The organism is Alysiella crassa DSM 2578 (genome assembly GCF_000745955.1).
Taxonomy (GTDB): Bacteria; Pseudomonadota; Gammaproteobacteria; order Burkholderiales; family Neisseriaceae; genus Simonsiella; species Simonsiella crassa.
The window spans coordinates 23,201-36,643 of sequence record NZ_JQKH01000008.1 but is presented as its reverse complement, the minus strand read 5'-3'; the positions used below and the strand labels follow the sequence as shown (position 1 = coordinate 36,643).

At 46.0% G+C, this 13,443-nt stretch carries 16 protein-coding genes and 1 pseudogene; 12 read left to right on the top strand and 5 right to left on the bottom strand.

Features of this window, described 5'->3' with window-relative positions; genetic code table 11:
• Positions 1-63: 63 nt before the first annotated feature.
• The 6 genes from Q338_RS02320 (at position 64) to clpX (ending at position 5,889) form a co-directional block, all read left to right on the top strand.
• On the top strand, positions 64-1,152 hold the full coding sequence (locus Q338_RS02320; protein ID WP_051968429.1) for a hypothetical protein: 1,089 nt from the start codon (positions 64-66) through the stop codon (positions 1,150-1,152).
• Positions 1,153-1,268: 116 nt separating this feature from the next.
• Entirely contained in the window at positions 1,269-2,198 is a 930-nt protein-coding gene (gene fmt / locus Q338_RS02315; RefSeq protein WP_034291633.1) for a methionyl-tRNA formyltransferase, read from the top strand.
• Positions 2,199-2,512: 314 nt separating this feature from the next.
• Positions 2,513-2,830, top strand: a complete 318-nt coding sequence (locus tag Q338_RS02310; protein ID WP_034291598.1) for a low molecular weight protein tyrosine phosphatase family protein — start codon at positions 2,513-2,515, stop codon at positions 2,828-2,830.
• Positions 2,831-2,877: 47 nt separating this feature from the next.
• Positions 2,878-3,717 carry a class II glutamine amidotransferase gene (locus tag Q338_RS02305; protein ID WP_084693478.1) on the top strand — a complete coding sequence of 280 codons (840 nt, stop codon included), beginning with the start codon at positions 2,878-2,880 and terminating at the stop codon, positions 3,715-3,717.
• Positions 3,718-3,791: 74 nt separating this feature from the next.
• Positions 3,792-4,487, top strand: coding sequence for a hypothetical protein (locus Q338_RS02300; protein WP_034291596.1), 696 nt, complete (start codon positions 3,792-3,794; stop codon positions 4,485-4,487).
• Between the two features lie 127 nt (positions 4,488-4,614).
• Complete coding sequence (gene clpX, locus Q338_RS02295) at positions 4,615-5,889, top strand: ATP-dependent Clp protease ATP-binding subunit ClpX (protein ID WP_034291595.1); 1,275 nt, start codon at positions 4,615-4,617, stop codon at positions 5,887-5,889.
• A gap of 89 nt (positions 5,890-5,978) precedes the next feature.
• Here clpX and ubiB read toward each other — a convergent pair whose 3' ends face one another.
• On the bottom strand, positions 5,979-7,490 hold the full coding sequence (ubiB, locus tag Q338_RS02290; protein WP_034291632.1) for a ubiquinone biosynthesis regulatory protein kinase UbiB: 1,512 nt from the start codon (positions 7,488-7,490) through the stop codon (positions 5,979-5,981).
• A gap of 147 nt (positions 7,491-7,637) precedes the next feature.
• Positions 7,638-8,318 carry a ribulose-phosphate 3-epimerase gene (rpe, locus tag Q338_RS02285; protein ID WP_034291593.1) on the bottom strand — a complete coding sequence of 227 codons (681 nt, stop codon included), beginning with the start codon at positions 8,316-8,318 and terminating at the stop codon, positions 7,638-7,640.
• Between the two features lie 94 nt (positions 8,319-8,412).
• On the opposite strand from rpe, the gene Q338_RS02280 reads away from it, so the two are divergent.
• The 6 genes from Q338_RS02280 to Q338_RS02260 all read left to right on the top strand — a co-directional run bounded on the left by Q338_RS02280 (position 8,413) and on the right by Q338_RS02260 (position 11,544).
• Positions 8,413-8,859: a hypothetical protein gene (locus Q338_RS02280; protein ID WP_051968428.1), complete on the top strand. Its 447-nt coding sequence runs from the start codon at positions 8,413-8,415 to the stop codon at positions 8,857-8,859.
• A 98-nt stretch (positions 8,860-8,957) separates the two neighbouring features.
• The gene (locus Q338_RS02275; protein ID WP_034291592.1) at positions 8,958-9,917 is read left to right on the top strand and encodes an acetyl-CoA carboxylase carboxyltransferase subunit alpha; all 960 of its coding nucleotides are present in this window, start codon (positions 8,958-8,960) and stop codon (positions 9,915-9,917) included.
• Positions 9,918-10,586 carry a M23 family metallopeptidase gene (locus Q338_RS02270; RefSeq protein WP_244772930.1) on the top strand — a complete coding sequence of 223 codons (669 nt, stop codon included), beginning with the start codon at positions 9,918-9,920 and terminating at the stop codon, positions 10,584-10,586. It abuts the gene before it with no gap.
• Positions 10,587-10,645: 59 nt separating this feature from the next.
• Complete coding sequence (locus Q338_RS14010) at positions 10,646-10,822, top strand: YqiA/YcfP family alpha/beta fold hydrolase (protein ID WP_169815833.1); 177 nt, start codon at positions 10,646-10,648, stop codon at positions 10,820-10,822.
• Positions 10,806-11,114, top strand: coding sequence for a YqiA/YcfP family alpha/beta fold hydrolase (locus tag Q338_RS02265; protein WP_051968427.1), 309 nt, complete (start codon positions 10,806-10,808; stop codon positions 11,112-11,114). Before Q338_RS14010 ends, Q338_RS02265 begins: the two co-directional genes overlap by 17 nt.
• Positions 11,115-11,286: 172 nt before the next feature.
• On the top strand, positions 11,287-11,544 hold the full coding sequence (locus tag Q338_RS02260; protein ID WP_034291591.1) for a hypothetical protein: 258 nt from the start codon (positions 11,287-11,289) through the stop codon (positions 11,542-11,544).
• Here the strand turns inward: Q338_RS02260 and Q338_RS15105 are convergent.
• The 3 genes and pseudogenes from Q338_RS15105 to Q338_RS02250 form a co-directional block, all read right to left on the bottom strand.
• Positions 11,530-11,714: pseudogene (locus Q338_RS15105) on the bottom strand (transposase); the annotation flags it as partial. The gene Q338_RS02260 and the pseudogene Q338_RS15105 sit on opposite strands and share 15 nt — an antisense overlap.
• A 125-nt stretch (positions 11,715-11,839) precedes the next feature.
• Entirely contained in the window at positions 11,840-12,982 is a 1,143-nt protein-coding gene (locus tag Q338_RS02255) for a 5-(carboxyamino)imidazole ribonucleotide synthase (protein ID WP_034291589.1), read from the bottom strand.
• A 4-nt stretch (positions 12,983-12,986) separates the two neighbouring features.
• Complete coding sequence (locus tag Q338_RS02250) at positions 12,987-13,436, bottom strand: peroxiredoxin (protein WP_034291588.1); 450 nt, start codon at positions 13,434-13,436, stop codon at positions 12,987-12,989.
• Positions 13,437-13,443: the final 7 nt, after the last annotated feature.

The following is a 13,443-nucleotide window of genomic DNA, read 5'->3' as shown; positions in this document are numbered from 1 at the left end:
ATCGTTGTCATGCTCATCAAATGTAAATTTTCCACTACCCTTATTTTTCACTTGGAGTTTTGTATGTTTCGCCAATCTTTACTCGCTACTGCTTGTTTAGGCTTGTTTGCTGCACCTGCGCTTGCCGCACCCAGCAACACCACGCACACCGAAGCTGCTATTCAACGCATTGATAACACAAAACAATTCATCTCTGACCGCTTTACTTTAGACGGTGTGGTGCGTGTTCGTGCTGATGGCGAAGATACAGCCGCACAATACACGAGCATTGCCAATCCAAAATCTAAAACGGAAAGCCACATCAATTTAGAAGCATGGTTGGGTTTGCGTTTGTACAAAGATTGGACGGTTAAAATGCAGCTTGAGCCGCAATACAATTTGCGTACAGGCAAAATGAACAACGACCAAGATATTCCCATGAATAAATTATTTGTGGAAGGCTCATTAACCAACAATATGAAGTTGCGCGTGGGTAAATATGGCGCGTTCTCTTCTTATGGTCGTGTGTATGATAATGAGGTAACGGGTGCGGAATTGACATTTAACAATTCAATTGCACCGACCAAATTGGCAGTGGCGCGTGTTACCAAAAATGCGTTTAACGACAATCCTTGGGGCGTGGGCGTACATCGCAATGGCACGGTGATTTTACAATCCAAATACCCATTGGCGGTAAACACGAATATCGGCGGCACAGTGGCTTATGTGCAAGATGTGAAACGTCCAAATGGCAATGAAAAAGACGCTTGGTTTGGCGAAATTGGTTTGGATACGAAATTGGGTCAAGATTGGTCGGGTTTCATCGCTTATAGCCGCTCCAATATTGAAGATGTATTTGATTCAGCAGGCAAAGAAGTGAAACAAGATGGCGCGTTTGCCGAAATCAAATATAAAAATGCGGATTGGCAAGCGGTAAATTCGTATGATGTGTATGCCAATGTGCGTCATGTGGGTGCGATGTCGGGTGTGTCTTCTGTCAGCGATTACAGCAAAAACGTAAAAGGCGTGCAAGTGGGCGCAAACTATGTGCCATACAAAAACCTGAAAGTTGGCGCGTTCTATTTGCACGGCAAACAGATTAACGCGACCGTGCCAACAGGCGAAAAACAAGACGTGAATGTTTGGCGCGTACAAGCTGAATACAAATTCTAATTTTTGCCTTATTTGAATAAAAAAACCGCTACGATTTGTGTTGTAGCGGTTTTTTGGGCTTTCAGGCAGCCTGAAATATTGTAAAATCAATTTATTTAATGAATTTGGAGAACGCGATGAAAGTGATTTTCGCAGGTACGCCCGATTTTGCCGCCGCCGCATTGCAAGCGATACACGCGGCTGGTTTTGAGATTCCATTGGTTTTAACGCAACCCGACCGCCCGAAAGGTCGCGGCATGCAATTGCAAGCCTCGCCCGTGAAACAAGCGGCGTTGGATTTGGGTTTACGCGTGGCGCAGCCTGAAAAATTGCGCGGCAATACGGAAGCACTGGCGATGTTGCGCGATGTGGGCGCAGACGTGATGGTGGTGGCGGCGTATGGCTTGATTTTGCCGCAAAATGTGTTGGACACGCCCAAACACGGCTGCCTGAATATCCACGCTTCGCTCTTACCGCGTTGGCGCGGTGCTGCGCCAATTCAACGCGCCATTGAAGCGGGCGACACGGAAACAGGCGTGTGCATTATGCAAATGGACGTGGGTTTGGACACGGGCGCGGTGGTCAGCGAACACCGTTACGCCATCAAACCGACCGACACCGCCAACGAAGTCCACGATGAATTGATGAGCATAGGCGCGGCGGCGATTGTGGCGGATTTGCGTGAATTGGCGCGTTCAGGCAGCCTGAAAAGTGTCGCACAACCCGAAAATGGCGTTACCTACGCGCAAAAATTGTCCAAAGAAGAAGCGAAAATCAATTGGCAGGAATCGGCAGATGTGGTTACCCGCAAAATCCGCGCGTTCAATCCCGTGCCGACCGCGTGGACAGACTGGCAAGGCAAACCGATGAAAATTTGGGCAGCCAACACAGTGGCGCAACACGGCACGGCTGGCACCATTTTGGCAGCAAACGCGGACGGTATTGTGGTGGCGTGTGGCGATGGCGCGGTGCAAATCACTCAATTGCAGCCTGCTGGCGCGAAACGCATGACGGCGGCGGCGTTTTTGGCGGGGCGCGAATTGAGCATTGGCACAGTATTTGAATAATTTTTCAGGCAGCCTGATAGTACAAAAAAATTAAAGTTTGCCTACAGCGTGCGCTCTATCGCCGCGCGGCGACTTACTTTTTAGAAAAGTAAGCCAAACAATAATAAAATCAAAAAATATTATTCAAATTCAAATGGTTTGAAATTTCAGGCTGCCTGAACTATTTTATTTTTGTGAATGAGACTGTTGGACTTTTTTCATTTGGCTTACTTTTTTGATAAACAGCGTAGGTCAGTTTTCCAAACCAACATTCACAAAATGACAACACGCCCAACAATAACCCAATGTTTCAGGCTGCCTGAAAAAGGAAACCCATGAATTTACTGTTTATTTGTTCACGCAATCAATGGCGCAGCCCCACCGCCGAACAATTGTTTTATCGCCACCCTACCCACCAAGCGCGTTCTGCTGGCACGAGCAGAAATGCGCGGCACACCGTTTCCGCCGCCGATATTGCGTGGGCTGACCATATTTTTGTGATGGAAGAAAAACACCAAGCGCGTTTGAAAGCAGAATTTACCCGCGCCTTGCAATATAAACCTTTGACGGTACTGGATATTCCCGATGATTACCGTTATATGGACGCGGAATTAATTGAATTATTGCAAACCAGTTTACAAGACTACTTATAATTAATATTCAGGCAGCCTGAAAACTTAAAATCATAGGAAAAACAAATATGTGCCAACTACTCGGCATGAATTGCAACACCCCCACCGACATTGTTTTCTCATTTGAAGGCTTCAGCAAACGCGGCGGCTTAACCGACCACCACACCGATGGTTTTGGCATAGGTTTTTTTGAAAACAAGGGTTTACGCTTATTTTTAGACAATCACCCCAGCGCACAATCGCCCGTTGCCGAATTGGTCAAAAATTACCCGATTAAATCAGAAAACGTCATCGCCCACATTCGCAAAGCCAGTCAAGGACACACTTCGCTGGAAAACACCCACCCTTTCCAACGCGAATTGTGGGGCGAATATTGGCTGTTTGCCCACAATGGACATTTGCAAAATTTTCAACCAAATTTTAAATATTATCAATCAGTTGGCAACACAGACAGTGAACGCGCATTGTGTTACTTGCTGGATAGCCTGCGCCAACAATTCGCCCACAAACCCGACCCAGCCACCCTGTACGCGGCGGTGCAAGCCATTGTGTTGGAAATACGCGAATTTGGTTTATTTAACATGATGTTATCCAATGGCGATTATTTATTCACCCACACCAGCACCCTACTCCACTACATCGTGCGCCAAGCCCCATTTGGCGAAGCGCATTTGGTTGATGAAGACATTGCCATTGATTTCAATGAAGTAACCACGCCCAACGACCGCGTTGCCGTCATCGCCACCCTGCCACTCACCGACAATGAAACATGGCAACAATTGGCGCAAAACGAGTTTGCCGTCTTCCATCACGGCGAAATTGTGTATCGCCACACGCCACAACCAGCCGTGTATTTAAGCGTGGAAGAAGGCTTAGCGATTGCCCGCGCAGTCGGCACGGCGTGTTGAAATTCAGCCATTTGCCCCCATTTTACTTTTTCAGGCTGCCTGAAAATATTTCCACTCACTCAAAGGATTAAAATATGAAAAAAATGATTTCTCTTGCTGCTGTTTTGGCTGTGGCTGCTTGCGGTGGCGCACAAAACGAACAAGACAAAAAAATTGCAGAAAATGCCAAAAAAATTGAAATTTTGGAACAAGAAGCCAAAATCAAACAATTAGAAGCCCAAGCCGCTCAAGCTGCCGCCGCTACCCCAGCCCAAGCCGCCAGTCAAGTTTACCAATTGGCAGCCAGTGCCGTTGCCGAGACCATTCCGCAAAATTTGCAAGAACAAGCCAAAGCAAGCGGTCAAGCCGTTACAGGCACGGACGGGCAACAATATATGTTTGACCCCGATAGCGGCAACTGGTTGCTGTATGGCGCGATTGGTGCGGCGGCGGGTTATTTGATGGCAAATGCAATGAACAATAAAAATGCCGCCAAATATCAACCCGTTACCAAACCAACAGCAGCCGTGCAGCGCGTGTACAAAGATTACACCGTGAAAAACCCAAACAGCATTCCTGCGCCACGCGCCGCCGCCCCAGCCGCGAATTCGGCAAATACGAAACCCACGCCGAACTACCGCCCTGTTCCCACGCAAGCCGCGCCACAACAGTCTGCACAACCGTCCACTCAACCATCGGCACAACCCAAACCCACGCCCAACTATCGCCCTACACAACCTAGCAAGAGCGGTGGATTTGGTTTGGGCGGTGGTCGCCGTGGTCGCCGTTAATATTCAGACTGCCTGAATACATACATATGAACCAATATTAGGAGTATGACAAGGCAGCCTGAAAACCGTTTGCAGGTTTTTCAGGCTGCCTTTATACTTGGCAACATTTTTTGTTTGAAAGACAACCATGAAATTTAACACCCCACGCCATTGCTCATTTTGCGGCAAATCCGAAAACGATGTTGCCCACCTAATTGAAAACGATGCTGGCAACGCTTTGATTTGCAACGAATGTATTTCCGATTGCAATGCACTTTTTTCAGAACACAGTCATGGCAATCAGCCAGCAGGCGGCGAAACCAGTCCATCAGATTTGGGCGAATTGCCCACACCCGCCGAATTGGTTGCCCAATTAAATGAACATGTGATTGGGCAAGATTTGGCGAAAAAAGCCCTTGCCGTTGCCGTGTACAATCATTACAAGCGTTTGAACACGCCTGCGGAAGACGGCAAAGTGGAATTGTCCAAATCCAATATTTTGCTGATTGGTCCAACGGGTTCAGGTAAAACCTTGTTGGCACAATCGCTGGCGCGTAAACTCAATGTACCGTTTGCGATGGCAGACGCCACCACACTCACCGAAGCAGGCTATGTCGGCGAAGACGTGGAACAAATCATCACCAAATTACTCAATAAATGCGATGGTGATGTGGCAAAAGCTCAACGCGGCATTGTTTATATTGATGAAATTGACAAAATTTCACGCAAATCCGACAACCCGTCCATCACTCGCGATGTCTCAGGCGAAGGCGTGCAACAAGCCTTGTTGAAACTGATTGAAGGCACATTCGCCAGCGTGCCGCCACAAGGCGGTCGCCGCAACCCGAATCAGCAATTTATTGAAGTGGACACCACCAATATTCTGTTTATTTGCGGCGGCGCGTTTGCGGGGCTGGAAAAAGTCATTCGCCAGCGCACCGAAAAAGGCAGCATTGGTTTTGGCGCAACCGTACACAGCAAAGATGAAAACATCAATGTAACCGAATTATTTGAAAGCGTTGAACCTGAAGATTTGATTAAATTTGGTTTGATTCCCGAATTGATTGGTCGCTTACCCATCATCGCCACGCTGGAAGAATTGGACGAAGACGCTTTAATCAATATTTTGACCGAACCCAAAAATGCTCTGGTGAAACAATATCAAAGCCTGTTTGCGATGGAAAACGCCGAATTGGTGTTTGAAACGGAAGCCTTGCGCAGCATTGCCAAATTAGCCATCAAACGCAGAACGGGCGCGCGCGGTTTGCGTTCTATTGTGGAACGCGCTTTGTTGGAAACCATGTATGTGTTGCCCGATTTGAAAGAAGTGCGAAAAGTCGTGATTACCCAAGCTGTGATTGAAGACGAAGCCGCGCCCACTTTGTATCGTGAAGACGGCAGTGAATTTATTTTGAAAAAATAATAATTTAAAATAGAAAAACACGTTTCAGGCTGCCTGAAACGTGTTTTTTATGTAAACAATATTGTTGTGCCACAAGGCAGCCTGAAAAATTATTTAAACAATAAAATCAACACCAAAACCACCGCAATCACGCCCAACCAAAAATTTTGCCGCCTTTGCGTGGCAACCAAATGAATATAGGCTTCACGCATTTCCTGTTGGCGTTTTTCGTCTAATAATTGGTTTAATTTGCGGGGCAGACTGGGCAAAATATCAGCCCAATCAGGCACTTCTTCTTTCAGATTTTTCAACAGGGCGCGTGGACCAATTTGCGTGTCCATCCATTTCACCAAAAACGGTTTTGCCGTGTCCCACAAATCCAATTCAGGGTCAAGCTGTCGCCCAAGTCCTTCAATATTCAATAAAGTTTTTTGTAACAAAACCAATTGCGGCTGAATTTCCACATTAAACCGCCGACTGGTTTCAAACAATCTCATCAACACCAGCCCAAAGGAAATTTCCGACAAAGGCTTATTGAAAATCGGCTCGCACACGGCACGAACAGCGGCTTCCAAATCTTCGGCGCGAGTGTCGGCTGGCACCCAGCCACTTTCAATGTGGGCAGTCGCCACGCGATGATAATCGCGGTTGAAAAATGCGAGAAAATTAATCGCCAAATAGCGTTTATCGTATTCGGTCAGGCTGCCAACTATGCCAAAATCCAGCGCAATATACCGTCCATCGGGCGCAACGAGAATATTACCAGGGTGCATATCGGCGTGAAAAAAACCATTGGTAAACACTTGTGTGAAGAAAATTTCCACGCCATAACGCGCTAATTTTTTTAAACTAATGCCTTGTTCCAATAATTTTTCTGTTTCGGAAATGGGCGTGCCGTCCATCCACTCAATCGTCATCACTTCGCGGCTGCACAAATCAAAATACACTTTGGGAATAATGATTTGCTCGCTGTTTTCAAATTGACGGCGCAATTGGCTGGCGTTGGCGGCTTCGCGCATTAAATCCAGTTCATCGTGTAAATATTTGTCAAATTCGGCGACCACTTCGCGCGGCTTCAAGCGTTTGCCATCGGCAAATAAACGTTCTATCCACGTTGCGGCAAAACGCATTAACGCCAAATCTTGGTCTATCACTTCGCCCAAATTCGGGCGCAATACCTTCACCGCCACCCACGTTCCATCAAATAACTGCGCCTTATGCACTTGGGCAATGGACGCGCTGGCAACGGGTTCGGCTTCAAATTCCGCATACAATTCATGAATGGGTTTGCCCAAAGATTGCTCAATTTGTTGGCGCGACAATTCGGCGGGAAACGGTGGCACTTTGTCCTGCAATTTTGCCAATTCTTTTGCATAATCAGCAGGTAACAAATCGGGGCGCGTGGACAACACTTGTCCCAATTTCACAAAAATCGGGCCCAAACTTTCCAATGCCAAACGCAAACGCACAGGCATGGCTTGTTCACGCGCTTGTGGCGATTGTGGAATACGGCGCACCAGTTTTCGCGCCCAGCCGTGATGAACGTAGGGCAAAATCATATCGGTTAAACCATAACGATAAACCGTTTTGAGTATGGTGTGGGGACGGGAAAACCAGTTCATAAAATTCATTTCTTGCCATGTGTTTGGGAATGCGGATTATACCGTTTTTAGGTGCTTTCAGGCTGCCTGAAAAGGGGAAAAAATCCTTTCAGGCAGCCTGAACGTCATGAATGTTGGTTAAATAAGACTCATCAAATGTAATATCTGCTAAATTTTTGTCAATTCCTGCCGCATTTGGGCAATCACTTTCGCGTAATCAGGCTGCCCAAAAATCGCCGAACCTGCCACAAATATATCCGCCCCAGCCGCCGCAATCTCGCCAATATTGTCCACTTTCACGCCACCGTCCACTTCCAACAAAATGCGTCTGCCCGACTGATGTTCGTATTCGTCCAACATTGCGCGTACTTGTTTGATTTTATTTAAAGTATTGGGAATAAAACTCTGCCCACCAAAGCCAGGATTCACCGACATCAACAACACCAAATCCAATTTATCCATCACATTTTCAAGCACATAGGCTGGTGTGGCAGGGTTCAGCACCAAACCCGCTTGTTTGCCTGCCGCTTGAATCAGCGACAGGCTGCGGTCAATGTGGCGACTAGCTTCGGGGTGAAAAGTAATCACGTCTGCGCCAGCCGTGCTAAATTGTTGAATTAAATCATCAACTGGTTCAACCATCAAATGCACGTCCATCAGCGCATTGCCTGCGTAAGGCTTCAAAGCTTGGCAAACCATTGCACCAAAAGTCAAATTCGGTACATAGTGATTGTCCATCACATCAAAATGAATCCAATCCGCCCCAGCCGCCACCACCGCCGAAACTTCTTCGCCCAAACGCGCAAAATCTGCCGCTAACAGACTGGGGGAAATACGAAAATCTCTCATTTAAGACACCTTTGTTTCATCTAAAAATTAGATTACAATCAAAACTAGAAAATTCAATTTTAGCCCAAAATCAACCCTTTTTAGGAGAATAGCCATGAAAAAATTATTTGCTCGCCCACTCTATTATTCACATTATGCCGTTTTGTGTATCAGTATGATGTTGATGTCTTTACATATTTCCCCTATTCACGCGGCAGAAGTGCGCTTAAATTGCGATTTGCGCGTGCTGGAATTGAGCGAGCCGCAACGCAATCAAATTCGCGTGCGCCGCCAAGCCTACAAAAACGAACAAATCCGTTTGAGACGCGAACAGCAAAATTTCAGCAATCAAAATAATCAATTGGTATTGCGCAATTTTTTTGCCAAATCCGCGTTTGATAATCAGCAAGCAGGACAAATTGCCCAACAACGCCACCAAGTGAATATGCAACAAACCATTTCTGAATTAAGTTTTTATCATGATGTTTTTCAAATGCTTACACCAAAACAAAAAGACATTTGGTTGCAAAAATGTATGCCCTCTTCATCGGGACACATTTGAATATAGAGTGTTTATACTTTCAGGCAGCCTGAAAACTTCCAAAACGCTGAAAATTCGCGTATTATCTGCCCCAATCTTTTCGTAAACAGAGTATGCAGATGAAACCCATCTTCCTTGATTTTGAACAACCCATTGCCGAATTAACCAAAAAAATTGAAGAATTGCGCTTTGTCCAAGACGATTCTGCGGTAGATATTTCCAAAGAAATTAATCAATTGCAAAAAAAGAGCAATGATTTAATCAAATCCATCTACAGCAAATTGACGCCCGCGCAAATCTCGCAAGTTTCGCGCCACCCGCAGCGTCCCTACACTTTGGACTATATTGCTGCGCTTTGCACCGATTTCCAAGAATTGCACGGCGACCGCCATTTTGCCGATGACCATGCCATTGTAGGTGGTTTGGCGCGATTTAATGGGCAAAGCGTGGTGGTGATTGGACACCAAAAAGGACGCGACACGAAAGCCAAAATCAAGCGCAATTTTGGTATGCCACGCCCCGAAGGTTATCGCAAAGCCTTGCGTTTAATGCACATGGCGGAAAAATTTGGGCTGCCTGTTTTGACTTTTGTGGACACCCCTGGTGCCTACCCAGGTATTGGCGCGGAAGAGCGCAATCAATCCGAAGCGATTGGTAAGAATTTGTATGAATTAACCAAATTGCGCGTACCTGTGATTTGCACTATTATTGGCGAAGGCGGCTCGGGTGGCGCATTGGCGATTGCGGTCGGCGATTATGTGAATATGTTGCAATATTCCACCTATTCCGTGATTTCGCCCGAAGGTTGCGCGTCTATTTTGTGGAAAACGGCAGAAAAAGCCGCCGACGCCGCTTCCGCATTGGGCATTACCGCCGACAGATTGCTGAAACTTGGCTTAATTGACGAAGTGATTGCCGAACCCTTGGGCGGCGCACACCGCGATTACGATGAATTGATGGAACGCGTCAAAGCCGTGTTGGAAACGCAATTAAGCGCGGTGCAGGCTTTGCCTGTTGATGATTTGCTCAATCGCCGTTTTGAGCGGATTATGGATTATGGTCAATTTATTGATAAATAATTGAATGTTTATTTTTCAGGCAGCCTGAATGAATTTTCAGGCTGCCTGAATTATTTTTGCGTAAAAACACGCAATTTCATTTGCCTATTGATGATTTGTTTGCTATTTTGCGCCTTTACTTATACGCCGCATTCATCGCCCATGTTTTCACGCAACACATTCATTATTATTGCGCTTTTTTTCCTGACCATGTTTACCATGATGTTGGTCAATCCCATTCCCGTTCGCGCACAATTGCAAATCGCCAAACTGTGGCTGCAACCTTTGCCCAGCGCAAACAGTTTACCCAATCCTGTTCCGAAACAACGCTTTATTGACACATGGGGTGCGCCACGCGGCGGTGGGCGCAAACACGAAGGCGTGGACATTTTCGCCAAACGCGGCACACCTGTGGTCAGCAATATTGACGGGGTGGTGTGGAAAATGGAAAACAATCGTTTGGGTGGCACATCGGTGTGGCTGATTGGTGCGGGCGGCGCATTTCACTACTACACGCATTTGCATAAATACGCCGATATTCAATTGTATCAATATGTTAAACAGGGACAAGTGATTGCCTATGTGGGCAATACGGGCAATGCGCGTACCACGCCGCCGCATTTGCATTATGGTATTTATGTGAACGGCAAAGCGATTAATCCTTATCCTTTGCTAAACAAAAAATCCTAATTAAAATAATGGGTTTATCCAATTCAGGCTGCCTGAATAAGTCAAAACAGGACAAAATCATGCAAATCATTTATGTACACGGTTTACACAGCAATGCCCATTCGGTAAAAGGTAATATTTTGCGCGATTATTGCGCGGCACACCACCCAGAAATTGTGGTACAAAGCCCTGATTTAAATCATAAACCTGAACAAGTTTTACAAATTTTGCGCGATTTAATTGCGTTTTTTTCCTGAAAATGCGCAGAATTTGCCCGATGATTTTGTCGCCCACGATGAAAAAGCGACTACTTGGCAAATGACGATGGGCGATTTGCGTTGGTTCGCACAACGCAAGCCGCAAACCATCAGGCAGCCTGAAAACGTGTTGGTGTTGCTGGAAACAGGCGATGAATTATTGGATTATCGTGAAGCGGCGGATTATTATCGGAGCTGTCATGTGGCGATTACGCAAGGCGGCGACCACAGAATGACGGGATTTGCGGAGAAATTGCCGCAGATTTTTGAATTTATAGTGGATTCAATTTAAATCAGGACAAGGCGACAGCGACCCATAAGGAAACTAGCAACGCTGTACTGGTTTAAATTGAATTCACTATGTTTACACGACTCTCAACACTTTTTAAACAAGCATAGAAAAAGCGCATAAGTTTGTTCTAAAATATTTATCGACCAAAATAACTCATCAAAGAAACCAACTTATGCGCCAAGACGAATTTATCATCAAAATGTACTTAATGGTAGATGATTTATACAAAAAATTAATTACTACACCCATCAAAAAAGGCGGTTTTGAAACCCAATTATCTGATAGTGAATTGATTTGTATGGAACTTGTCGGTGAATTTTTGAATCTCAATACCAACCAAAACATTTGGCAATATTTCAGGCAGCATTGGCTGGACTGGTTTCCTAATATAACGCTAACTCGGGATAAGCCTTTCTTACTTCATTGGTAATAAAGACTTTTTCCCGAACATCATTGGCTATAAGGAAAAAGACAATAGGCGGAACCTGAAATCAAATTCAAAATAAAGCCGCGCTCCAAACGATGGCGAGTATGTTCAATTTAACACAAATTTTTCAGTTGCCCAAAAATGGTTTCGATAAACCCACGTTTTTTGAGCAATTTTTTTCTGCTCACTTGTGTATTGTTTGGGCTTCATATCGTACACGGCGGGCGTTGTCGCCTTGTACTGCATTTTCATTTCTACGACTATATCTGAAATCAGTTTTCAGGCTGCCTGAATATTTTTACGGCTTCAATTGACTATGTGATTGTTTTGCCAATAAATATGCTACATCCGCCGTATCCGCCAACACGGTCAAATGCCCCATTTTGCGCCCTACTCGTGCTTGCGTTTTGCCATACAAATGCAAATGCGCTTGCGGATTATCCAGCACCGCCGACCAATTTGGCTCGCCGCCATCATCGCCCCACACATCACCCAAAATATTCGCCATGCAACACGCTTGCTGCAAACGCGTATCGGCAGGCGCAAAACCGCACATCAAGCGCACTTGTTGCTGAAATTGGCTTGCCAAACACGCGTCTATTGTGTGATGTCCGCTATTGTGTGGGCGCGGTGCAATTTCATTCACAATCAAATCGCCCGCATCGCCCACCACAAACATCTCCACCGCCAACACACCCACATAATCCAATTCATTCGCCAAACAAATTGCCATGCTACGCGCTTGATTTTGCACACTTTCAGGCAGCCGCGCAGGTACGACCGAATACGCCAAAATGCCGTTTTCATGGAAATTTTCCGCAGGGTCAAACGCGGCAATCGCGTCCGCATTCAAACGGCACACCACCACCGAAATCTCGCCACGCAAATCCACCATTTTCTCCAATACGCACGGCACTTCTCCATGTGAAACAAAGGCTTGGCGCAATTCGTCCAATGTATTTACCCGAATTTGCCCCTTGCCGTCATAACCCAAAGTCGCCGTTTTCAAAATGCCCGATAAATATTGTGAACTTTCTGCACCAATATCTGCCATTTTTTCAATCACTTGATACGGTGCAGTTTGCAAACCCGCTTTGCGTATCCACGATTTTTCCAAAATACGGTTTTGGGCAATCGCCACACAATCGCCGCTCGGCGACACGCGCGTGTGTTGCGCCAAATCGCGCATGGCTTGGGCGTTCACATTTTCAAATTCGGTGGTAACTGCGGCACATTTTGCCAATTCTGCCAAAGCCTTGGGGTCATCAAATTTGGCGCACAAATGCTGGTCGGCGAAACGAGCAGCGGGCGCATTCGGGTCGGGGTCAAGCACGGTTACGCGATAGCCCATGGTTTTGGCAGCCATCGTAAACATGCTGCCCAATTGTCCACCGCCCAAAATGCCCAACATGGCTGGTGGTAAAATTTTATGTGTATTCATTGAGTTAACCTTTCAGCCTGCCTGAATTATTTTGAATGGTGTCCAATACCGTTTGCGCGTGATTGGCGACTTTTACTTTGCGCCATTCGTGGACAATTTCGCCTTGTTCGTTCAACACAAAAGTGCTGCGCTCAATACCAAGATGTTCTTTGCCATACAATTTTTTCAATTTCAACACATCAAATTGTTTGCACACGCTTTCGTCTGTGTCGCTCAATAGTTCAAATTGGAAACCTTGTTTGGCACAAAAATTTTGATGTGATTTCACACCATCGCGCGAAATGCCGACCACCGTGTAACCCAATTGGGCAAATTCGGGCAACAAGCGATTAAAATCCAAGCCTTCAGTGGTGCAGCCTGCGGTGTGGTCTTTGGGATAAAAATACACGACTAATGGCAAATGTTTTGAACTATCAAATACTTCGCCACTTGATGAAGGTAAACTAAATTGCATAATGGTC

Coding starts and splice junctions, on each gene's coding strand:
- ubiB (WP_034291632.1), bottom strand. CDS start 7,490: ATGAACTGGTTTTCCCGTCCCCACACCATACTCAAAACGGTTTATCGT.
- Q338_RS02320 (WP_051968429.1), top strand. CDS start 64: ATGTTTCGCCAATCTTTACTCGCTACTGCTTGTTTAGGCTTGTTTGCT.
- fmt (WP_034291633.1), top strand. CDS start 1,269: ATGAAAGTGATTTTCGCAGGTACGCCCGATTTTGCCGCCGCCGCATTG.
- Q338_RS02255 (WP_034291589.1), bottom strand. CDS start 12,982: ATGAATACACATAAAATTTTACCACCAGCCATGTTGGGCATTTTGGGC.
- clpX (WP_034291595.1), top strand. CDS start 4,615: ATGAAATTTAACACCCCACGCCATTGCTCATTTTGCGGCAAATCCGAA.
- Q338_RS02260 (WP_034291591.1), top strand. CDS start 11,287: ATGCGCCAAGACGAATTTATCATCAAAATGTACTTAATGGTAGATGAT.
- Q338_RS02275 (WP_034291592.1), top strand. CDS start 8,958: ATGAAACCCATCTTCCTTGATTTTGAACAACCCATTGCCGAATTAACC.
- rpe (WP_034291593.1), bottom strand. CDS start 8,318: ATGAGAGATTTTCGTATTTCCCCCAGTCTGTTAGCGGCAGATTTTGCG.
- Q338_RS02280 (WP_051968428.1), top strand. CDS start 8,413: ATGAAAAAATTATTTGCTCGCCCACTCTATTATTCACATTATGCCGTT.
- Q338_RS02310 (WP_034291598.1), top strand. CDS start 2,513: ATGAATTTACTGTTTATTTGTTCACGCAATCAATGGCGCAGCCCCACC.
- Q338_RS02250 (WP_034291588.1), bottom strand. CDS start 13,436: ATGCAATTTAGTTTACCTTCATCAAGTGGCGAAGTATTTGATAGTTCA.
- Q338_RS02300 (WP_034291596.1), top strand. CDS start 3,792: ATGAAAAAAATGATTTCTCTTGCTGCTGTTTTGGCTGTGGCTGCTTGC.
- Q338_RS02305 (WP_084693478.1), top strand. CDS start 2,878: ATGTGCCAACTACTCGGCATGAATTGCAACACCCCCACCGACATTGTT.
- Q338_RS14010 (WP_169815833.1), top strand. CDS start 10,646: ATGCAAATCATTTATGTACACGGTTTACACAGCAATGCCCATTCGGTA.